Source organism: Bacillus timonensis, assembly GCF_000285535.1.
GTDB lineage: Bacteria > Bacillota > Bacilli > Bacillales > Bacillaceae_L > Ferdinandcohnia > Ferdinandcohnia timonensis.
In genome coordinates this window covers 214,893-236,500 of sequence record NZ_HE610985.1, presented here as the reverse complement: position 1 = coordinate 236,500, position 21,608 = coordinate 214,893, and the positions used below count along the sequence as shown (strand labels likewise).

General features: G+C 37.2%; 20 protein-coding genes, 1 pseudogene and 1 riboswitch. Of the genes and pseudogenes, 2 read left to right on the top strand and 19 right to left on the bottom strand.

Features of this window, described 5'->3' with window-relative positions; all coding sequences use genetic code 11:
* Positions 1–9: 9 nt before the first annotated feature.
* From BTHG_RS01515 to BTHG_RS01490, 6 genes and pseudogenes are all read right to left on the bottom strand, one after another.
* A complete protein-coding gene (locus BTHG_RS01515) occupies positions 10–1,020 on the bottom strand; it encodes a LacI family DNA-binding transcriptional regulator (protein ID WP_010281213.1) in 1,011 nt (336 codons plus the stop codon).
* A 571-nt stretch (positions 1,021–1,591) separates the two neighbouring features.
* Positions 1,592–1,912, bottom strand: coding sequence for an AtuA-related protein (locus BTHG_RS01510; RefSeq protein WP_010281211.1), 321 nt, complete (start codon positions 1,910–1,912; stop codon positions 1,592–1,594).
* Between the two features lie 5 nt (positions 1,913–1,917).
* The gene (locus BTHG_RS01505) at positions 1,918–3,234 is read right to left on the bottom strand and encodes an acyclic terpene utilization AtuA family protein (RefSeq protein ID WP_187370745.1); all 1,317 of its coding nucleotides are present in this window, start codon (positions 3,232–3,234) and stop codon (positions 1,918–1,920) included.
* A gap of 7 nt (positions 3,235–3,241) precedes the next feature.
* A pseudogene (locus BTHG_RS24020) lies at positions 3,242–4,538 on the bottom strand (CitMHS family transporter).
* A gap of 127 nt (positions 4,539–4,665) precedes the next feature.
* Complete coding sequence (locus BTHG_RS01495) at positions 4,666–5,775, bottom strand: chitobiase/beta-hexosaminidase C-terminal domain-containing protein (protein ID WP_010281201.1); 1,110 nt, start codon at positions 5,773–5,775, stop codon at positions 4,666–4,668.
* A 263-nt stretch (positions 5,776–6,038) separates the two neighbouring features.
* Positions 6,039–7,415 carry a sigma-54 interaction domain-containing protein gene (locus BTHG_RS01490; protein ID WP_010281198.1) on the bottom strand — a complete coding sequence of 459 codons (1,377 nt, stop codon included), beginning with the start codon at positions 7,413–7,415 and terminating at the stop codon, positions 6,039–6,041.
* A 334-nt stretch (positions 7,416–7,749) separates the two neighbouring features.
* Here BTHG_RS01490 and BTHG_RS25665 point away from each other — a divergent pair, with 334 nt between their 5' ends.
* Positions 7,750–9,126 (top strand): LysM peptidoglycan-binding domain-containing protein, encoded by a 1,377-nt coding sequence (locus BTHG_RS25665; protein ID WP_010281195.1) that lies wholly within the window; start codon positions 7,750–7,752, stop codon positions 9,124–9,126.
* A gap of 91 nt (positions 9,127–9,217) precedes the next feature.
* Positions 9,218–9,391, top strand: coding sequence for a hypothetical protein (locus BTHG_RS26980; protein ID WP_187370744.1), 174 nt, complete (start codon positions 9,218–9,220; stop codon positions 9,389–9,391).
* 53 nt (positions 9,392–9,444) lie between these two features.
* Here BTHG_RS26980 and BTHG_RS01475 read toward each other — a convergent pair whose 3' ends face one another.
* The 13 genes from BTHG_RS01475 to BTHG_RS01415 all read right to left on the bottom strand — a co-directional run bounded on the left by BTHG_RS01475 (position 9,445) and on the right by BTHG_RS01415 (position 21,551).
* On the bottom strand, positions 9,445–9,768 hold the full coding sequence (locus BTHG_RS01475) for a hypothetical protein (protein ID WP_010281194.1): 324 nt from the start codon (positions 9,766–9,768) through the stop codon (positions 9,445–9,447).
* A gap of 463 nt (positions 9,769–10,231) precedes the next feature.
* Entirely contained in the window at positions 10,232–10,771 is a 540-nt protein-coding gene (locus BTHG_RS01470) for a phosphoribosyltransferase family protein (RefSeq protein ID WP_010281192.1), read from the bottom strand.
* A 19-nt stretch (positions 10,772–10,790) separates the two neighbouring features.
* Positions 10,791–11,864, bottom strand: a complete 1,074-nt coding sequence (locus tag BTHG_RS01465; protein ID WP_010281190.1) for a guanine permease — start codon at positions 11,862–11,864, stop codon at positions 10,791–10,793.
* On the bottom strand, positions 11,837–11,977 hold the full coding sequence (locus BTHG_RS26600; RefSeq protein WP_157256096.1) for a hypothetical protein: 141 nt from the start codon (positions 11,975–11,977) through the stop codon (positions 11,837–11,839). The genes BTHG_RS01465 and BTHG_RS26600 overlap by 28 nt, the downstream gene beginning before the upstream one ends.
* A riboswitch (purine riboswitch) is annotated at positions 11,936–12,037 on the bottom strand. (Overlaps the previous gene by 42 nt.)
* A 631-nt stretch (positions 12,038–12,668) precedes the next feature.
* Positions 12,669–13,223 carry a hypothetical protein gene (locus BTHG_RS01455; RefSeq protein WP_010281187.1) on the bottom strand — a complete coding sequence of 185 codons (555 nt, stop codon included), beginning with the start codon at positions 13,221–13,223 and terminating at the stop codon, positions 12,669–12,671.
* A gap of 357 nt (positions 13,224–13,580) precedes the next feature.
* A complete protein-coding gene (locus BTHG_RS01450) occupies positions 13,581–14,633 on the bottom strand; it encodes a Gfo/Idh/MocA family protein (RefSeq protein WP_010281185.1) in 1,053 nt (350 codons plus the stop codon).
* Entirely contained in the window at positions 14,626–15,765 is a 1,140-nt protein-coding gene (locus tag BTHG_RS01445; RefSeq protein ID WP_010281182.1) for a Gfo/Idh/MocA family protein, read from the bottom strand. The genes BTHG_RS01450 and BTHG_RS01445 overlap by 8 nt, the downstream gene beginning before the upstream one ends.
* A gap of 17 nt (positions 15,766–15,782) precedes the next feature.
* Positions 15,783–16,604, bottom strand: coding sequence for a carbohydrate ABC transporter permease (locus BTHG_RS01440; RefSeq protein ID WP_010281179.1), 822 nt, complete (start codon positions 16,602–16,604; stop codon positions 15,783–15,785).
* Positions 16,601–17,551, bottom strand: coding sequence for a carbohydrate ABC transporter permease (locus BTHG_RS01435; RefSeq protein WP_010281176.1), 951 nt, complete (start codon positions 17,549–17,551; stop codon positions 16,601–16,603). The genes BTHG_RS01440 and BTHG_RS01435 overlap by 4 nt, the downstream gene beginning before the upstream one ends.
* Before the next feature lie 61 nt (positions 17,552–17,612).
* Positions 17,613–18,917 (bottom strand): ABC transporter substrate-binding protein, encoded by a 1,305-nt coding sequence (locus BTHG_RS01430; RefSeq protein WP_010281172.1) that lies wholly within the window; start codon positions 18,915–18,917, stop codon positions 17,613–17,615.
* A gap of 69 nt (positions 18,918–18,986) precedes the next feature.
* Complete coding sequence (locus BTHG_RS01425) at positions 18,987–19,751, bottom strand: sugar phosphate isomerase/epimerase family protein (protein ID WP_010281170.1); 765 nt, start codon at positions 19,749–19,751, stop codon at positions 18,987–18,989.
* A 198-nt stretch (positions 19,752–19,949) separates the two neighbouring features.
* Positions 19,950–20,966 (bottom strand): LacI family DNA-binding transcriptional regulator, encoded by a 1,017-nt coding sequence (locus tag BTHG_RS01420; protein ID WP_010281168.1) that lies wholly within the window; start codon positions 20,964–20,966, stop codon positions 19,950–19,952.
* A 387-nt stretch (positions 20,967–21,353) separates the two neighbouring features.
* Positions 21,354–21,551: a hypothetical protein gene (locus BTHG_RS01415; RefSeq protein WP_010281166.1), complete on the bottom strand. Its 198-nt coding sequence runs from the start codon at positions 21,549–21,551 to the stop codon at positions 21,354–21,356.
* Positions 21,552–21,608 lie beyond the last annotated feature (57 nt).

Here is a 21,608-nt window from a genome sequence, read left to right as displayed (position 1 = left end):
TTTTCTTGATTAATGTAGAGGAGATGAAGAGTTACCTATTACAATTTCAGGTTCTATAAAAATTTGAATATTTTGGTGGTGTCCCCCATTCTTCAGTTGTTCTAATAGGATTGTTGCTGCCTTTTTCCCTATTTCACGTGGAGATTGAACAACTGAAGTCACCTTCGGAACAATCAAATCCCATTCATACTCTAGTTCTCCAAATGACACAACCGTAAGTTGTTCAGGAATAGTAATCTTGTAGTTTTGACATGCCTTTAGTACACCTGCCGTCATATTATTGTTCGAAGTAATGATGGCAGTAGGAACGTTTGTAGTTGATAAAAAATAATCGACTGCATTTTGGCCCCCTTTATAGGTAAAATCACCAATATACTGGTGTCTCGTCGAAAGACCATATTTCACAAGTGACTGTAAAACAGCCTTATGACGAATTCTTCCGTGAATGGTATTCAAATCACCATGTACGACCCCTATTTCTTTATGACCTAATTCATATAAGTATGTAACTAATTTTTCCATTCCAATAAAGTTATCATCTGCCACGATGTTGACTGGCAAATGGGAAATAGGCCGATCGACAAGGACGATTGGAATGTTTCTTTCGGCTAACGAAATAATTTCTTCGTTGACATGGCCAGTTGAACAAAGAATAATGCCGTCAACACGTTGCTCATAAAACATTTGTAGATTTTTTCGCTCAATAGTAGGATTTTCATTTGTGGAACTGATGATGAATAGATAGTCTTTTTCAAAGATAACTTCTTCAATACCTTTTGCCAAAGTCATCTGGAAGGGATTTGTAAGGTTAGATAGAAGAACGGCAATTGTTTTGGAGACGGATGACTTCAAACTTCTTGCGATCATGTTTGGGGAGTATTGTAGGGCTTTTATTGCTGCGTTTACTTTGTCTTTTAGTTCAATTTGGACGTTACCAGTATTATTTATGACTTTAGATGCAGTACCGAGTGATACACCAGCTAACTCCGCAACATCTCGTATCGTCACTTTTTTATTCATGGTATACTTCCTATGCTTTTTTGAATGAAACGTTTCATCGAATAGAGCATAGCAACTAAATTGAATATTGTCAATTCACTCAATATTTGTAAAAATAGCGATTTCCACGTTTGGAAAACCTTAATTTCAGGCCTGACTTACCTGTATTTGGGTAAAAAGTAGGAAAGAATTTTTTTATAGACTTGATTCGACACTGTCTAACTAGATAATAGGCGCATTACCTAAAAGATTGTTGTTATTAAACGTGATTGTTGTTATTAAACGTGGGTGATTTCCGCTCCTGGAACTGTTCCTCTCCGTTACGGCGCTCGCTTTTACGAGGGCAATCCGCAAGCCTCCTTGCTTCACTGCGGGGTCTCGCTTGGCTCTCTATTCCTGCAGGAGTCGAGCGCCTAAACTCCAAGGAACAAGAGTAGTTGTGTAAATAAAATAGGTACCCTAATAAACCAAGTGGATCTTTATTTATCATTATTTGATAATCTAGTTAAACCAAAATGTGGGCGATCTTCTGCTAGAACGAAAGACATGGTAAAATCCATGTCTTTTTGTTTTCTATTAAGTTTGATAGAGTCTAGTTTTTCACTTCAATTTCCATTTCTAATAATGCGGAACTTATGCTCTTGCCATGAGTATCAATGGCTACTGATGTTGTTACACCACCCATTAAACTATCTTCACATACAAAATTAAAGGCTTTGATGTTTGATAGATCATACCTCGTGACTTTGCCCTTGATGATAGTGTTAAGGTGATTTTTTACTTTTTCTGCTGTGACAGATGACGAGAGCCATTCGTAATCGCCCTCTTTGTAGGGGATTAATGAGATGTTTAGTGTATTGCCTTTATCCCCAGTTCGGCTATGGGCGATGTCAATTAGCTTTACTTTTTTCATTTGCTTCACTCCAAGACTTCTGTATTTACAGTGATTTCTTTACGATGGATAAAGGTCGAGACAATCCCGATTACTTCTTGCACATTTTTTCTAGCGCCTCCTCCGGCTGCAGGTCCGTTTGTGTATAAAGATTCTACCTCATGACCGATTGTTTTCGCTTCCTCTGCAGTTTTGCAAAGAGCAGCCACTCGAACACGAACCTCATATGGGCATGCGTTTCCAAATTGGCGAGGATGTAAAGAAGAAACTCCTATTAAGTCTGTTTTTAACTGAGGATAATTTTGTAAAAGCCTCTTTGTTAAAATTTGTTGTGCTAATTGTCCCCTTTGTAATGCTGTAGAACCTCCATACGAAATTTCTCCTTCTCCTAAAAAACCAGCATGATATCCAACTGATACTTTTAGCGTATCTGGTTTCCTTTTTCCGGTTGCACCGTATACAAGGACTTTGTTTTTTCCGGTTTCTTCGAGTTTTGCTGTAGAAAAATCAGCAATACAATCAGGCGTATAATAATTTGTAGGATCATGAATTTCATATAGTAATTGTTCTTTCACCGTTTGTAAGCTAACCGTACCTCCCGTTTCAGGTAATTTTGTAATCGTTGCATGACCATTCGGCTCGATAATTGCATAAGGAAAGCCGAGATTTTCAAGCCCTTCAACATCTTTCCGTCCTGGGTCAGCAAAATAGCCACCCGTTATTTGTCCGGCGCACTCCAATAAATGACCGATTAAAGTACCTTGACCAATCAAATTGTAATCTTTTAGGTCCCAGCCATAATGATGAACGATTGGAGCTAGGAATAATGACGGGTCTGCAACCCGACCTGTAACGATGATATTGGCTCCTGATTCTAATGCAGGAATAATTGACTCAATCCCAAGATAAGCATTTGCAGAAATAATAGGTTCATAATCTCTGAGACTTTTATCTGATTCTAATACGTTGTATGCTCCATTTATTTTATCGAATACATCATCCCCTGTCACAGCTGCTACCTTGCATGAAAGACCCAGTTCTTTGGCGATTTCAATTATTTTCTTTGCAGCACTGGATGGATTTGCCGCCCCCATATTCGTTATCAAGCGTACTTTCTTTTTTAGTAAAATCGGCAATAAAACGCGAATACGTTCCTCAAGATATTCATTGTATCCTTGAGATGGATTTTTCTGCTTATGTTTCTGTGCGAGAGCAATCGTACGCTCTGCTAATCCTTCTAAAATGAGATAGTCTAAATTCCCTTTTTCCACTAATGCTTTTGCAGGTTCGATACGGTCACCAGCAAATCCTGCTCCAGATCCAATTCGCAACAAGGTTAACACTCCTCAGTTAAAGAATAGAAATCGCGCCAGTAATAAAAGCAACAATTGTCATTATTATGGTTGTGCCAAATGCCCATTTAAAGATAAAACGTTGATGATCGCCAAGTTCTACTCCAGCCAACCCGATTAGTAAGAAGGTAGAAGCTGTAAGTGGACTTAATGGAAAACCGGTTGTCATTTGCCCTAAAATAGCTGCTCGCCCAATCTCAACTGGAGCAATTCCAAAGGCACTAGCTGTTTCACTTAAAATCGGTAGTACACCGAAATAATAGGACATCTGGGGTAAACACTAAGCTAAGTGGCATACTGGTAATGGCTACAATCAACGCCATGAAGGAGCCCGTGCTCTCTGGAATGACACTCACCATCGCATTAGCCATCGCTTCAATCATTCCTGTACCAGATAAGACACCCGTGAAGATACCTGCAGCAAATATGATGGATACAACAGTAACCATGCCAGTTGCTTGTTCGGTAATCCGATCTTGCTGATCTTTTGGTTTCGGATAGTTTACGACAAGTGCAATCGCAAACGATACCATGAAGACGATCGGCAATGGAAGCCATACCTTTACAAGAGCAACAAGTGTTAAAATCGTCAATAAAAGATTAAACCAATATAATTTTGGCCTTTTTAGGCTTAATTCCCTCTCACTTAATTCCTGGTTAAACTCATACTCTACTTGTTTTATGCCTACACGCTCTCTTTCTTTTTTTCCTAAAAGATAACTAACAAACAACACCCAAATTAATCCGACAATCATCGCGGGAATCACAGGAGTAAATAAAGTATTCGCATCCAATCCCAGTGCACTAGCAGCCCGTGCCGTTGGACCGCCCCATGGAACAATGTTCATCGTCCCGGCACTAAGTGCAACGACTCCTGCCAGTACTAAGCGACTCATTCCCAAACGATCGTAAAGCGGAAGCAGCGCTGGAATTGTAATTAAAAATGTAGACGCTCCTGAACCATCTAGATGGGTAAGCATTCCTATAACAGCCGTCCCTATTACAATTTTTAGAGGATCACCTTTTACTACTTTTAACACTCTTGAAATAATTGGATCAAAAAGACCAACACTATTCATCAAGCCAAAAAACAAAATAGCAAATGCTAGCATAATCCCTGTCGGTGCAACCCCAGATACCCCATCTAAAATCATGGTACCAAGATTAGCCCTCTCACTCGTAAATAAACCAAATAGGATAGGCACCAATATTAAGGCAACAATGACGGAAACTCGTTTCGATAGAATAAGATACAAAAAGATTGCAATTGTTAAAAAACCCAATAACGCTAACATAGTAAGCCCCCTCTCGTTTTTAAAACGCCTTCAAAATGCAGTGATTATGTCAACTTGTATCCTCTCATTTGGAGGAAAAGACAAAGAAACAACATCTTTTCCTCACGTTTTTAGTCTTGTACGCATTTTATTTCGTGTTTACTTGAGTAAACATCCATTCAATCATTTCTTGATTTTCATAAGCAGGTACCCAAGAAGCATGATTGTAACCGAGTGCTGAAGGATATTCTGTATAAATTGGAGAACCGCCAGCATTTTTAATAGCCGCAATGATATTTCTTGAGTGAGCCACTGGAATAACACCATCGTCTTCCGCATGAAACGCCCAAATAGGTTTATCGACAAGTTTATCTGCTTCCGCCGGGTCCCCACCTCCTGCTATCGGAACCATAGCCGCAAACAAATCTGGGTACTTAAGATTTAAATTAAACGTACCATATCCTCCTTGAGACAATCCGGTAGAATACAGGCGACTTCTATCAATATTATATTCTTGTAATACATGTTGAAGAATTTCATACGCTTTTCCAAGATCCTCAGAGAACTGAAAAACTTTGCTTAAATTCACGATATTGTTCGAATCACGAGTAACCGTGAATCCACCATCATGTTGATTACGGGCTTGTGGAGCCAATACAAAAGCTTGATGTTTGGCCTGATTTTCAGGCGCAGCCCAAATGATAGCACCATCATTTGCAAGAAGTTGCTTTTCATTATCGTTTCCGCGCTCTCCTCCACCATGTAAGAACAATACTAATGGGTAAGATTTTGAAGAGTCATAGTTTTCTGGTACATAGAGACGGTAAGGCATTCCATCATACGTAAAAGATAAGAATTGATCCGCAATCGTTTCCCTTGTTACAAACGTGAAAGTAAATACCGCGACATCACTATGGGTATTTCCCTTGCTTTTAAGTAAAGCTTTTGAGCTAACGTTGCCACGAACTGCGATTGTTTTCAATGTCGTGTCTTTTTCAACTAGGATTGGCTCCGTATACACATGACCATTTTTTATTGGGTCGCTACCGTCTGTGGTGTAGAGAATCTTGACATTTGGTGTTGCTGAACGTAACTCTACCAATTGCTCTCTGTAATATTGTCCTGAGATAACAGATGATTCAGGCTTACTAACCTTGCCATGCTTACCTTGAGCAAATGCCTGTAGGCTAAATAAAGGTAATAAAAGTAACGAGACTAACATAACAATAATGGCTTTTTGAAAAAGGCTTTTCTTCATCGTTCCATTCCTCCCCACGTAATTGATTAAACAAAATTAATGTAAGCTTATCCTCCCTTCTTCTGGACGCACATACAACTAAGAGATGCAAGTTTTATGCCAACTAAAAAAAGCCTGATATTACAAGGCTTTTCAAATTGAATGGGTTGTTATTTTTCTAGCATTTTAGAAACTTATTGTATGGTTGAAAGCTTACTTGCTCAAAGAGTCAGGCTTTCTAAAAAGGTAGAAATGAATTTGCAAGAATTCTAAAAACCTAGAAACTATAAATGGATCTGTAGTTTGGACATTTTATTATACAAAGAGGCTAAAGATATCCCTAGTTTTTGTGCAGCCGCTTTTTTACCTTTAACTGATACACCTGTTTCTTGAAGTGTCTCAATAATGGCTCTCTTTTCTGTTTCTCGTAACAAATTCTCTAAAGATTGATGTGATTGGGATTGGGGCTTTTTCTTAACATGCATAAATTGAAGTTTAGTGGTTTCTGGTAGGTTATCAAACGTGATAACATCGTTGTCAGCCATGTTTACCGCATAATTAATCGTGTTTTTTAATTCTCGAATATTCCCGGGCCATTCATACTGCATGAGCGTATTCATTACATCATCTTCGATTTCAAATGGTGTGGAGGTACTTTGGATATTGATAAAAGAAGATACAAACTTCGGAATATCATCTTTTCTCTCACGCAGAGGTGGGATGGCAAGATGTACGGTGTTAATTCTGTAAAACAAATCCTCTCGAAAACGTTCCTTTTTTACCATATTTAATAAATTTTTATTAGTAGCTGCGATAATTCGAACGTCAATATGTTCTTCTTTTAGTCCTCCTATTTTTCGAAAAGTACCCTCTTGTAGTACACGAAGTAGTTTTGCCTGAAGGTCCATTGGCATGTCCCCTATTTCGTCCAGAAAAAGGGTTCCTTTATGGGCTAACTCGAACAGACCAACCTTTCCGTCCTTTTTTGAATTCGTAAAAGCACCTTCTTCGTAGCCAAATAACTCACTTTCAAGAAGGGAACTTGGAATGGCGGCACAATTCACTGGGACAAAGGGGTAAGCCTTTCGAACACTAGCGTGATGTATGGCTTGAGCAAACAACTCTTTGCCTGTACCCGATTCTCCGGTTATTAACACATTTAAGTCCGTTGGAGCTATTTTCTTTGCTTGATGAATAACTTTTCTGAACAGTGGATTGTTGCCAATCATATTGGAAAATGTGTACTTTACTTGATGGATACGGCCAATTGCATTCTCTAATTGATTGACACGTTGTTTATTTTTCTTTAATTCTAATGATAATTGATAGACTTCGGGAACACTTTTGCATACTGAGACTCCTCCTATAATCTCATCATTTTCGTAGATAGGAGCCATATCTACAACATACTCCAACCCTTTTTCCTTCCGAAACACACCTTCCATAGACTTCCCGGTTTTTACTACTGTGGGCAGTAGCGCACCTGGTCGGACATCAATTAGCGACCTACCTATGATTTGTTCTTTTCTTACACCTGTTATATTGGTATATTCTTCATTGACTAACTGAACAATTCCATCTTGATCAATCACCAAAATTCCATCATGAACCGCTTCAATAATCCCTTCAAGCCATCCAATTTTATTCCTTACATTCAGCATTAGAACAGCCCCTTTGTATCCATAAAAAACTTTTATCGTGAAGAATTGAATGAATTATCAAAATTATATGCGTAGTAAACTGATTTTAATAGGATAAACTGGATTTCGTTCGTTAAAATCCTGAAAAAGTCTGATACCAAAGATAATTTGATGGATACAGAAGGATGAATAATAACGTATATAAAAAAACTCAAAGTTCTCAATCTTGCAAATGTAATTGTTGATATGCGGTTTCTCTACTTCTCCTTTTCCAACAAATTATAGAGTCAGGTGTTTCCATTATTGTAAAAATGAAATAAATGGGGATAGTAATGGAGAACGGAGGATGTATGATATGGACATTTTTTCTCATTATAAAGTAAACGAAACAGAACACGGAATGGAAGTCGTCTTATTTTTAAATGACAATGCAACAGAATTCTCTGCAGAACTAGGCTCTATCTCCAAAGCGCAAGAGTCTAGTATGACGAATGAAGCTATTAGCTTTATCAAAAGAAAATTACCTTCACTAAAGATAAAAACCGTAAAAATTATGGCCGGTGGAATGCTGTTATCCGTACTAGGAATTGGAACGCTCCCTACACATAAAGCTTCTGCAGCTAAAAATAAAATGGATCATTCACACACTACTTCTTTAGCTTATACAGTAACAGCTGGTGACACACTTTATAGCATCGCCCAACATTATGGCACAACCGTTGATGCCATAAAGCAAGCGAATCAATTATCTTCTGATAGGTTACAGATTGGACAAGTGCTTACAATCCCTTCAGGCATTTCATCTGCTCCCATTCAAACGGCTGAAACTACCTATCAGGTTGTAGCTGGGGACACGTTATACCGTATCGCAAATCAGAATGGTACGACGGTGGATGCCATTAAGAAGGCCAATCAGTTATCTTCTGATATCTTACAGGTCGGGCAGACATTAATAATTCCATCTGGCGAAACGACCGCTCCAACTCAAAATAATGAAACCACCTACCAGGTTGATCCTGGTGACACCTTATACAGCATTGCTCAACGGAACGGTACATCAGTTGAAGCTATTAAAAAGGCCAATAATTTATCATCCAATTTTTTAGAGATTGGTCAGGAGTTGACTATCCCGTCTAAAGAAACACACATTCACACTGAAAAGAATGGAACGACCTATCAGGTCGTTTCCGGGGATACGTTGTACAGTATTGCCACTCGCAACGGTATAACAGTTGATGCTATTAAGAAGGCGAATCAGTTATCATCTGATTTATTAAGTCTTGGACAAACATTAGCCATTCCTTCTGGCGATAGGTCAGCTCCGATTGAAAAATCTTTCACTTCTAAGCAAGAAGCAGTGGCTGACCAAGAAGAAGTCGAGTGGTTAGCAAAAATGATATACAGTGAAGCAAGAGGTGAATCATTAGAGGGGCAAATTGCGATTGGTGCGGTTATTATGAATCGAGTAAAAAGTCCTTTGTTTCCGAACAACATAAAGGATGTTTTGTTTGAAAAAAGCTATGGGTATTATCAATTTACACCGGCAGAAACTGGCGCCATACAAAAGGCTACGCCTACCAAAGAACATATTGAAGCAGCCAAACGTGCAATAAATGGTGAAGATCCAACAAACGGAGCATTGTTTTTTTACAACCCTGATAAAACCTCAAGCTCCTATCTCAGAAGTCGTGCTGTTTCAACCACGATTGGAAATCATGTTTTTGCATATTAGCAATTATGAATTCCTTTTCATAAATGCGTAATTAACAAAAGTCTTGCACATCATAAATAAGTACCATTTTTAATGAAGGGAAGAATCTACAATGAATTTTAAAAGTAAACTACAAGAAGCACAAGATATCATTCATAATGCACATCATCATTTGAAACAAGTGAACTCAAACAGTACTGAATCAGAAGCATGCCATTTTGCCCAAAGTGAATTAGAAAAAGCACAACATATCATCCAAGAAGTTCAACAACAAATACATAATTAGCAAAGTATGTAAAAAATGGCTGGAGCACATTGAATCCAGCCATATTCCATCATTTATTCATTCTTTGGTTGTGGAGTTTGGGGTTGAAAGTCAGGTTTTATTTCTTTCGCTATTTCTGTGGCGATATCAAAGTTCACATCAAAAGGATTTCTTTTTGGTTCAGAGGAACTTTGAAACGAATTTTTTGCTTGTTCAAATTTCTTTTGAACTTCTTGATTGACTCTGCTACTTCTACTTCCCAAAAAACTAAGGAGCGATATTCCTAAAATCGAAATCCAAACCCACCCTCTATTTTTCTTTTTTTGGTTAAATAACTTCAGTGATTTGTTTCCAGTCAGCTTACCAAGTACCGATGAAAGTAGTTGCATATAGTTCATCACTCTTCCCTCCTCACTCTCATATTGTGTGGACTAGCCTAACACAATATAGGTGGAAATTTTTAAGAGCCGTCAAGTGCATGATTTTAGGATAGGAAGATAAAATAAATTTATAGTACTGATGTATTTATTTTGAGTAATCGAGCAAAACCTTCTCGTTTTTACTGACTTTGCGCTTTTTGGATATTGGTTAAATAGTCAATCGGATTTTTTTCAAGAAAATCCCCATCTTTGAATAAAGGATTTTGTTTTAGTAATAAAGTAACTTTATTGAGCACGGCTGCTAATCTTTTATCACATATTTTGAATAAATGGAAAGTAGATTCCACAAGTCGGAAGAAGCATTCAAACATTTTCTTCATTATTTGAGAAAAAGAATATATAAAGGAAAAAATGCCTGCACCCGAATGTAAAATTATATTACATTGGGTCCAAGCATCTAACCACGTACAAGTCTATAAGTCTATTCTGCGAAAATTGGTAATTTCTCTAAGAAGATTATGTCATTCCGTTCTGCAGCATCTCCTTCTGCTAGGATAGCAGCTTTTGCAACAACAATACCTCCTGCCTTTGTCACCAATTCTTCCAATACTTTCATTGACTCTCCGGTACTTATCACATCGTCAATTAATGCCACTCGTTTTCCTTTGATTTTTTGAGCGTCATGTCCATCAAGACATAACAGTTGTTCTTTTTGTGTTGTAATCGAAATGACTTGATTGATTAAAGGTTCTTCCATATATGGCTTTACACTTTTACGGGCAACGATATAGTGCTTCATATTTAATTCCTTGGACAATTCAAAAACAAGTGGAATACCCTTGGCTTCTGCTGTTACTAAATAATCAACATCTGTTAATTTTTCTGCCAATAATGGTGCCGCTGCTGATACAATCTCTGTATCTCCTAAAATAACAAAACTTGCAATTTTTAATGAATTCGAAATGGGTATAATCGGTAAGTCCCTCTTTACCCCCGCTACTGTTACTTGATAAGTTTCCAAATTTAACACCCCTATTGTATTAGACTCCAAAAATTCCTAGTAAAAATTCCATGATGACACCAGCCAGTAATCCAAAGAATGGGTCGGTAATAGCCGTCACAATAATAGTAACAGCCGCAACGATTGGAGAACCTGGTTCCGTACCTGTCAGAGCTGCAGTTGCATTACCAGGTAATGTAACAATCGCACCTAGTACAAAAAGGAAGCCTGCAATAGAGGCACTCGGTACATATTTCCCGATTTTTGGTAACAGTCTAAAAAATAATATTACGGCTATGATCGCCATTGTTAAAACCCCTGCCCAGACAGCATGAGGTGCAGATGCAGTAGCCGATATGATAACTTCAACCGGGCCTCCACCAAACAGGGCTGACGCCATGTCTGCTAGACTACTTATGATGGTAAGGGTATCAATATTTACTTCCTCGCCAGCAATTTCACCATTGATTTTTCCAAACGCAATATTGGCTCCAATATTTAAACAAACAAGTGCTAATGCACCTCGAATAACAGACGGATTGAGGATGAATTTTTGCAACTTGAATTTATCTTCAATAACGTTTTTCGTAACTGTTTCATTTCCTTTCTTCGTAAAGTTATAGACAAGACTAGAAAGGATTACCGAAATCGTAATTGTATAAACTAAATCCTTCGTGATGATATAGGTCAATAAAGCACTGGCAAAGGAAGTCACTCCAATCATCCGATCATTCTTCGCCATATCCCATGCAACTTTTGCAAGCATGAAACCAACACCCGCCATCATTCCATTTGTAATGACAGGACCAATCCATTCAACGATTTGCTCCATTAATCCAAATAAACTAATCACTACTAATAGTAAAGCACCATAAAAAATGGAAGAAAGGCGCTCCCGCATATCTTTTCCCATCGTTCCAGCAACCGCAATCGTCTCTGCCTGAAATGATATAACAGCCACATTGCTTGTTAAGCTATTCCCCACCGCACCAACAAGAAATGCAAGTGCAGTCGGCACAGATGCAAATCCGAAAGACAGAGCAAGTAAGCCCTGGGGTAAACCGTTCAGTACAACACTGAATGCTGCTAGTAAATCTTTAAGTATGTCTTCCATGTGTCTTCTCCCTTTTTCCCCCAATATTGTCTCACTAAAAAACCATCCAGTATAATAAACTGAACGGTTTCATCAACAGAAGCACCGTCCATAGTAGAGTGATTTACGGCCACTCTGTAGAGACTCCCAGACCATATTACCGGGATTATACGGGGGTTGTATATTATTAAATATCGAACAATAAATAAATTATAATACAATACGTTCGGATTTCAAGAGAAAATTTTGATATTTTATTAAATAACATAAAGATAATGATATAAAATGCAAATAATTTACGTGTTAACGGTTCAACCTTGTTGATTTTTATAAGCTGGTCGATAAAAAGCTGCTGATTCCCGTATAGCATGCAATTATGGTAAGGGGATTAGGTTAAGCACTCGGACTAATAAATAAAATAAACTGTCAAATTCCGCTTAATTCGTAATTATTTTTAAAAAAGGCTTATATAAACGGTGAGATTCCGGTAATGCCTCCAAACATTCGAAAATGACACGATTTTCTTTGCATAATCGGAAAGCCTTCCCTTATATAACCCAAAACGAGCTCCATTCTCCAACTAACCGAAGAACCTCCGCTTAGTTTACTTTTACTAGTTAGTTGATTAAGAACAAGAAATTTAAGGTGTAGCAATAGTCCAAGGCAATCCTTTATCTGGTTAGACTTGAAATAATGATAAAACTTGAACCAGTTTTAGTATTGGTGTTTTTCATCCTAAAACAGAGCCCATTTAAAAATGCCCAATCTCTATCTTCTAACATACAGTATCACTTCAAAGAATCTTATTAAACTGGAGAAAAAATTCTAGATTATCGAGTCAATTTCCGCCTTCAATTCAGAGAATAATTTGGGCTCAAACTTTTTCTTTAATGTCGAAAGTGAGATTGTTTTTTGATGAGGAAAATATGTATTTAATTCTACGGTAGGCACCACATAAAACTTCCATTGGTTTGTATCTAATGGGTTCACTATTTGAGGATTCTTTTCGTGTAATAAACAAAATACATATAGGTCCGCATGTCTTGTCGCTTCTGGACTATAGGTATTTGTTTGATAGTCGTATTCCTTTTTGGGGCCAATCGTAAAACTAATTTTTGAAAGTGTTCCCTTATACCAGGCTTGAATAAAGGCAGCAGATTTCACTTCAATTTTTTTATCCTTGTAATTTAAATCATAGGCGTCCCATTCTATTCTAGTTTCATTGAGTGAGCCAATTGCCGCACCAACAAGAAACTCAGCAAAAATACCCCTTAATGAATTAGTGAGTACATTGGAGAAACCCCATTTCCAAAAATCTAAAATGGTGAAGTCCGTACCAGAAATGGGTGAATCTTGATTAGGAAGATGATTGAAGTCCAAATCAGTAGCTCCTTTCTTGTTTGTTTATTGCACTCATGAATCATCATGTCCCATTCCTTAGTTTCTCTTTCACTATCTAGTTTTATCGCATTTTTCTGTTTATCTGGTTTATGACCAAGATATACCATTCAACTCAAACTCCGTTTATTTTGTATAATATACCCGAAAATATGTTCAACTTATTAATTACAAAAAATTTATATGTTTTATTAGTTGTACATCTATAAGGAACGAAAAAAAGCCCTGACTACTTACATAACATAAGTGGTCAGGGTAACATTTATAGTTCTTAGTTTTGTTTTAAATCCCCATACTTGAGGTAGAAATATCTAACTGCAACAATTGACAGAATCTAAATTAAGAATGTGAAATTGCAGCTTTTTCTGTGTTTACTCGAACAATTTGCTTCGTTTCATTTGATTCAAGTGCTGCTAATATTACCTGAAGTGATTTCATTCCTTCTTCCCCGCTGATTGGTGGGACAGTGTCATTGATAATGCAGGTTACAAAGTTTTCAATGACATGCGTATTGGTTTGTCCGCCTTCTTCATTTGATTGGATTTTATCTAGCTCATATTTCACAACTTCACCGTTTTTGTATTCGACGATTAATGAATGTACAGGGTCAGCTTCTAGCCTTAGTACTCCATTTTCCCCATAAATAATTGTTGAATTATCGCCTCCAGAAACATACGACCAACTTGCTGTTAATGTACCGATCACACCGTTTTCTGTTTTAAGAATACAAACCGCATTATCATCGACATCTGTGTTTTCCTTTGCATTTGTCTCAACAAATGAGCCAACTTCAACAATTTCGCCGAGCAAATAACGAATTAAATCTGACTTATGTACGCCGAGGTCTCCCATTGCACCAATAAAAGCTCGTTCTTTATCAAAAAACCAACTTGTCGCACCATCAATGCTCCATCGTTCTGGTCCAGGATGACCGAATGTTGTTTTAAAACTGTACACTTTGCCAATTTCTCCACTGTCAAGTATTTGCTTTGCTTTTACATGTGACGCAACAAAGCGCTGATTATGAGCAATCATCAGCTTTTTATTGTTTTCTATTGATGCTTGAATCATTTCCTCAGCTTCTCGTCTCGATGTAGCCATTGGCTTCTCGCATAGCACATGCTTTCCTGCATTTAATGCATCAATCGTAACTGGCGCATGTAAAGCATTTGGTAAACAAACACTTACAGCATCAATGTCTTCATTTTTTAGCAATTCCGTATAATCCACATATGCGATTGCCCCGTATAATTCAGCCATTTCAATAGAACGTTCTTCAACAATGTCACAGACAGCAACAATTTCAACATTTTCTTGTGCCGCATACTCCGGAAGGTGACGACGTCTTGCTATACTTCCACATCCAATTATACCCACTTTTACTTTACTCATTATTAGTTCCTCCCTCAAAAGTTTTAACTTTATCATTCTCTAGTTCTTCTATTCCGTTTTCAGGAAGTGGAGCAGCTTGCTCAAAAGTACTTTTCATCGTATAATGCATACCATTTAATGAAGATTCATAAATGCCATGCATCACTTCAAGTACATGATAGGCCTGTTTTCCTGATGCACGTAGAGGTCTCCCTGAGTGAATGGCTTCTGCCATATCAGCAACCCCAAGTCCCCGACTATTTTCTATGAATCCGTGAGTTAAGCCCACTTCCTCCCAATCGGCCTCACCTGGTTTGCGAATCATGACAGGTCCGCCAAATGTATTTGGATCAGGAACACTTAATGTTCCTTCTGTTCCATAAATCTCAATATACGGTGTTTTCGAACCCCACACATCAAAACTTGTAATGATTGTGCCAATTGCACCATTTTCAAAATCAAGAATACCTGTGACATGTGTAGGTGTATTGACTTCAATCTTTTTTCCGTATTTTGGCTTACTCGTAATGGTTCGCTCAGGTACCGATATTTGTGTTGATCCTGTTACTCGGCGAACAGGACCTATTAGCTGAATAAGGACATTAATATAATATGGGCCCATATCAAACATTGGTCCAGCTCCGTCTTGATAGAAAAATTCAGGATCAGGATGCCAGCTTTCCGGACCATGTTTCATCATAAATGCAGTTGCTGCAATCGGTTTGCCTATTGCCCCATCTTGGATCAACTTTTTACAAGTTTGTATGCCCCCTCCTAAAAACGTGTCTGGAGCAGCACCAATCATTAATCCTTTTTCTTCGGCTTTTTCTAAAATTTTATTACCGTCGTTAAGGGTTGTTGAGAGTGGTTTTTCAACATATACGTGTTTTCCAGCCTCTAAAGCCTGCAAACAAACATCTGCATGTGCACGAGGAATTGTTAAATTGATAACAAGGTCAATTTCAGGGTCTGCTAGTAGCTCCTGAACAGATAGAACCTTTCGGATATTATATTTCAATGCTTTTTCTGCAGCTTTATTCAAATCTAAATCTGAGACAGCAACTACTTCGAGGTTCTGAAACGTTTGACAGTTTGTTAAATAAATATCGCTAATATTGCCACAACCGACCACACCGATTTTTACTTTTTTCATTTCTGGCCATCCTTTCTTTACTCCTTAACTGCACCGCCAGCAAGTCCTTTTACAACTTTTTCTTGTGAGAAAAGATAGACGACTAAGATTGGAAGACTAGCAAGTGTCAATGCTGCCATCAATCCAGGAATATTCACAGAAAATTCCCCTTTAAAGTCTTGTAAACCTAGAGGTAATGTCATGTTTTCTGGACTAGAAATCAGGACAAGGGCAAAGATAAATTCATTCCATAAATGAATGAAATTATAGATTAATACAGTCATTAAAGCAGGTGTTAGCATTGGAAGAAGTACTCGCCAGAAAATCTGAAAGTGATTGCATCCGTCTATTTTGGCAGCTTCCTCTAGTGATTTCGGAATTTCTTGCATAAATTGAGTTAAAATAAAGATTGAAATTGGCAGACTAAATGCAATATACGGCCCAAGCAATGCCCAAATCGTATCCAGTACACCCATGCTTTGCGAAAGTTTAAAAATTGGAATTAGGGTTGCATGAATAGGAAGCATCATCCCTGAAATAAACAATAAAAACAAAACTTTATTCAATTTAAATTTCATTCTGCTTAATGGATAGCTTGCTAAAGAAGCAATAATCATCACTGCAAAAACGGCTACAGTGGAAACTACGATACTATTAAGAAAGTAACGACTTAATCCCATTTCAAAGACCGTTTGGAAGTTTTCCAGATTAAAAGATGAAAACAACGCAAATGGCTTTTCAAAAAATTGACTCTGTGTCTTCAAAGAGGTCGAGATCATATATAAAAACGGAAATCCTGTGAAGACTAGCAATAAAACTGCAATGACATATAGAGGTATCTTTTTGAATCCAATCGTCATACGTAGGCCCCTCTCTTTTTGCGATAATAGTCCATCACTTGAATAATAATGGTGACAAAAAGTGCAACAAAGAACATCACAAAGGCAATGGCACTAGCATACCCCATGTTAAAATTAATAAATGCCTGCTTAAACATGTATGTACCTAATAACTCTGTCCCATGGTTAGGACCCCCGCCGGTCATAATATAGAAAATATCAAACGCCTTTAATGACCCGACTATTGCTAATATGGAAGAACTAACAATGGTTGGCATTAATAAAGGAAGGGTAATACGAAAAAACTTCGTTAAAGGATTCGCCCCATCAATTTCCGCTGCTTCATACAAATCTTCTGGAATTCCGACAATCGCAGCTTTAAAAAGAATCATGTAGAAGGGTGCGAATTGCCACACAATTACGAGTAGTACAGCAAAAAGTGCCGTGTTAGTCTGGCTCAACCACGCAACATTTTCAAAGCCAAACAAATTAATAAACTGATTTATCATTCCGTTGATTGGGTCAAACATCAATACCCATAACATTCCGATTGCAACTGTTGACATAAGAAACGGGAAAAAGTAAATACTGCTGAAAAACCTAATCCCTTTAATAGGCGCAAACAGCATAAGGGCCATGATTAAACCTAAAGGAATTTGTACAAAAACGGAAGTTAATACAACCCAGGTATTGTTTGTAAGTGCCTTCCAGAAAATGACGTCTTTGAATAAGTCAATATAGTTTTGTAATCCTACAAAGACTCCAACTCCCATCCCATCCCAATCATAGAAGCTGTACATTAACGTTGTTAAAATTGGGTATATCACATAAATGGAATATACAATTAACGCTGGTGCTACAAACAATCCAATGGTTAGAGCACTCTTAAATTTTTTCTGCTTTGTTCGAGTTGCTACATTTATAATTGACCTTGTGTTCGTTACTTTAACTTCTGTTGTTTCCATCATATATCCCCCTCCTTTTTTATGGATATGTAAGGGAGAGAAAACTCCTCTCCCTTTTTTATAGTTACTCTAATACTTCTTTCGCTTTTGTTTCCATCTTCTTAGCGGCTTCTTCTGGAGTCATATCCAATCCATATATGGCTTGAGTCGTATCTTTATGCAGTTCTGCCAATTCTGGTGGAAGTGTTTGATCATATGGCATTTGCAAATGTGTTGCTCCTTGAACAATCTCATAAAAGCGTTTTGTAAATTCATCTGCTGGTTTAATATCTTGGATAGCAGATAGTGAACCTGTACGATCCATATAATTTTGAGCAGTTTCTGCACTTGTTAATTCTTTTGCTAATTCGGTAGCTAAATCAGGATATTTACTGTTTTTTGCTACTGACCAAACCGGTCCTGTTGCAGCTCCAACTTGGGTTTGATCTCCTTTCCCACCTTCAACAGTTGGGAATAAGAAAAAGTCTAGTTTTTCTTCAAATTCAGGTGCTTCTTGTCTTACGTTGTTTACGAAAGAGATTGTCATATCCATCATGGCAGCCTGTCCGGAATAAAGTAATTGGCGACCTTGACCTTCATCATAAGGGACACCATTAAACCCAGGGTTAAACGCTTCCCTTTCAACCATTTCTTGTAGATATTCCCCTGCTTGAACATATGCAGGATCATCAAAGCCTCTGCCTTTTCTATTAAACGCGCTATCAAATAATTCAGGACCTGCAATACGACTTGCAAAGTTCATAAACAGATAAGCCCCTGGCCATTTTGTTTGATTTGCTAAAGCAATTGGAATAATATTGTTTTCTTTTAACGTATCAATTACTGAGAGCCATTCATCATATGTTTTAGGTGGTGTTAATCCGTATTTTTCAAAAATTTCTTTATTGTAAAACACAACATCAATTGATAAACCTAAAGGAAGACCATACACTTTATCATCAAAGGTTGTATTATCAAGAGCAAGTTCGTTAAAATGAGCCTTATCGGTTGATTCCGTTAGATCTAACACCTTCCCTTGATCAACAAAGTTCTTTAACCAACCTCCACCCCAGTTACTAAACACATCGGGAGCTTCGTTACCTGACATTGCAACAGAAAGTTTTTGTTTAAAAGCATCATTCGGAATGCGAAGAACCTTTACGTCGACATCCGGGTGTTTTTCTTCAAATCTAGCAACAGCTTCTTCATAGATCTTTTCTTTTTCACCTGGATCAATATGCCAGAATTCCAACACTTTTTTACCCTCATTACTTTTACTGTCCTCAGCCTTTCCAGATGATGATTCGCTTGTTGAACCACCACCATTCAACCCACAAGCAGCTAATAGTAAAACAGATAAAACTGTAAAAATAGTAATCAGCTTTTTCATTTTTTAACCTCCTGAATTTTTATATAGTAAGTAAAGTTCTACCTTCGTTACCTATTACTAACTAATATCTTAACTAGAAAGCACTGACTTTTTTTTCAAATATTGAATACTCATTTCAACACTTTCAAGTGGGGAGCGCCTTGAACGATCTTGTTCAACAATGAACCATTCCACATTTGAGTTTGCCCCTTGCTTTAATACCGCGTCTATATCTACTCCACCTGTCCCTAATTCAGCGAAAAATTGTTCACCGTCTGTTGTCATATCCTTTAAGTGAACAAGTGGTGTTCTTCCTTGATAACGTTGCAACCACTGAACCGGATCTTCACCAACTTTTGTTAACCAATAAATATCAAACTCTGCTTTTACCCATTCAGGATTTGTTTCATATAGAAGTGTTTCAAGTGCGGTACGTCCATTCGATAGGAGTTGTAATTCAAAATCATGATTGTGATAACAGAATGTAATTCCTTCTTTTTGACACTCTTGCCCAATATGATTCAAACTATTAATTAGTTGTAGATAATCTTCTTCTTTTCGTCGTTCTGGAGGAAGGAATGGACAAACAATTTTGTCGTTTCCAATTGCATGTTCGTAGGCGATAATCTCATGTAAGTTTTCTTCTAAAGAGGATATAGGAATATGACTTGATGTAGCTTTTAAACCAAGATGATCGATCACTTTTTTTAACTCATTTGCAGGTAGACCATAATACCCAGCAAATTCAACCCCTTGATACCCGAGTTCTGCGACTTTTTCTAATGTCCCTAAAAAGTCATTACTACACTCATCTCTTAGTGTAAACATTTGAAGTCCAATCGGAATGTTTTTCATTTTACCTCTCCCTTTACTAAGAATTTTCTATTAAAAATGATTATGTAAACGAAGTTGCTTTGTTCACCTCCTTAAAAATCGATTAAACCGGTTACATTATTTCATCAAAAAACAGCCTAAAACCTTGTTGTTAAGCGACGAACGTAATGCAGGTGTTGAAACCGATTACATTTCGTTGTGTAAAAATTAACGATAAAACTATTTTTCTATAACTGTTACTTTATTAAAACCGCAGGAATCTCTTACCGTTAACCTCGCATTTAGTACATGCTTTATTTTTGTCAGCTTTTCTCCATTAATTTGCTGAAGTAATAACTCCATTGAGCGTTTCCCCATTTCAAAAAATGGTTGTTCGATTGTCGTCAAAGCAGGCTCAAAAATATCTGAAAACATAATATTGTCAAAACCTACAACAGCTATATCTTCCGGTACTTTGAGTCCCTGTGCTTTTGCAGCTTTCACGACACCCATTGCCATCACATCATTTCCAGCAAACACGGCAGTCGGTGGATTTTCTATGGCCAATAATTTTAGCATCTGATTATATCCGGATTCATAAGAGTAGTCACCCTCTTGTACTAACAAACTATCTACATCTACTCCATACTGTAGCACTGCTTGGTGATAACCTTTTAATCGATCCCTACTTATTGAAATTTCAAGTGGTCCAGTAATATGAGCGATTCTTTTATGACCAAGCTTAATCAGATGTTCAGTCGCTTCTCGTCCACTACTAATATTGTCAATGGCTACAGTTGGAATATTTAATCCCTCATTGTAATCCGAGGTAAGAACAACAGGATAGTTTGCTGCAACCTCAGTTATAACCTTTTCTTCGAGGGGGATTGTTAATAAAATCATACCGTCCACCTGTTTTTGCTTTAATTCATTAATAAAGATTAATGTTTTCTCAGGATTTCGATTGGTATTTCCTAACAGAACTTTATAACCGAGCTCATTTGCCGCGGAATCGATTCCTCCAATAATTTGAGGGAAAACGTTATTCATAATGGTTGGGACAACAACAAGTATTGTTTTTGTTTCCGTTCTACGAAATTGTCTGGCAAGTAAATTAGGTTGATAGTTTAGTTGTTCGATTGCATTAAGCACTTTTTTTCGGGTTTGTTCTTTGACTGTCTCTGGATTTTGCAACACCCGTGAAACAGTCGCTTTTGAAACATTTGCTAATTTTGCAACATCACTCATTTTGGCCATATTATAACTCCTTATCGTTTCCGATATTGCTTGTTGAGTACGTCTAAATATTATTTTTAGAGAATGACTCAAATGTAACCGGTTGCATTTTGTATGTAAAAAGGTTCCATATGCTTGTTCTTGACCATTAGTATAAAGAATCATTTTTTAACTTTCAAGTATTTTTAGAAAATTTTATTTATTCAAAAAACATTTAGAACTTTTGGCCTATTTTAGATTCAATTTTTATTTTTAATGTGTTCTTTGGTGATGAAGTTTTATTAAGGTAGGTAAGATGTAGGAAGATACTGCATAGGACAGCTTGGGTGGTTTGGAGATTAACTGTATAGTACCAATTAGAGGTTAAATAAGATGTTTTTCACTGATATCAAATTTATTTTGGTTTCTTCATTTCCTCCTACGTTTATTCGAATGATTTCTATAGGTCTCCTCCCTTGAAACAAAAGGTATTACTTTTGATCTATGAAACATTTCTTTCTTTTCATTTTGTAGTTGAAATTGTGTTCTTTTATTTTTAGAAATTCTTTCGATTGCTTCAACGTATAAAGAATAACTAGCGATAACTGCTTCCATTATTTTTTTCATGGACACCCCTCCTTTTTTATAAAAGCAAGTTTTCCTTTGAAGTTGTATATGAGCATT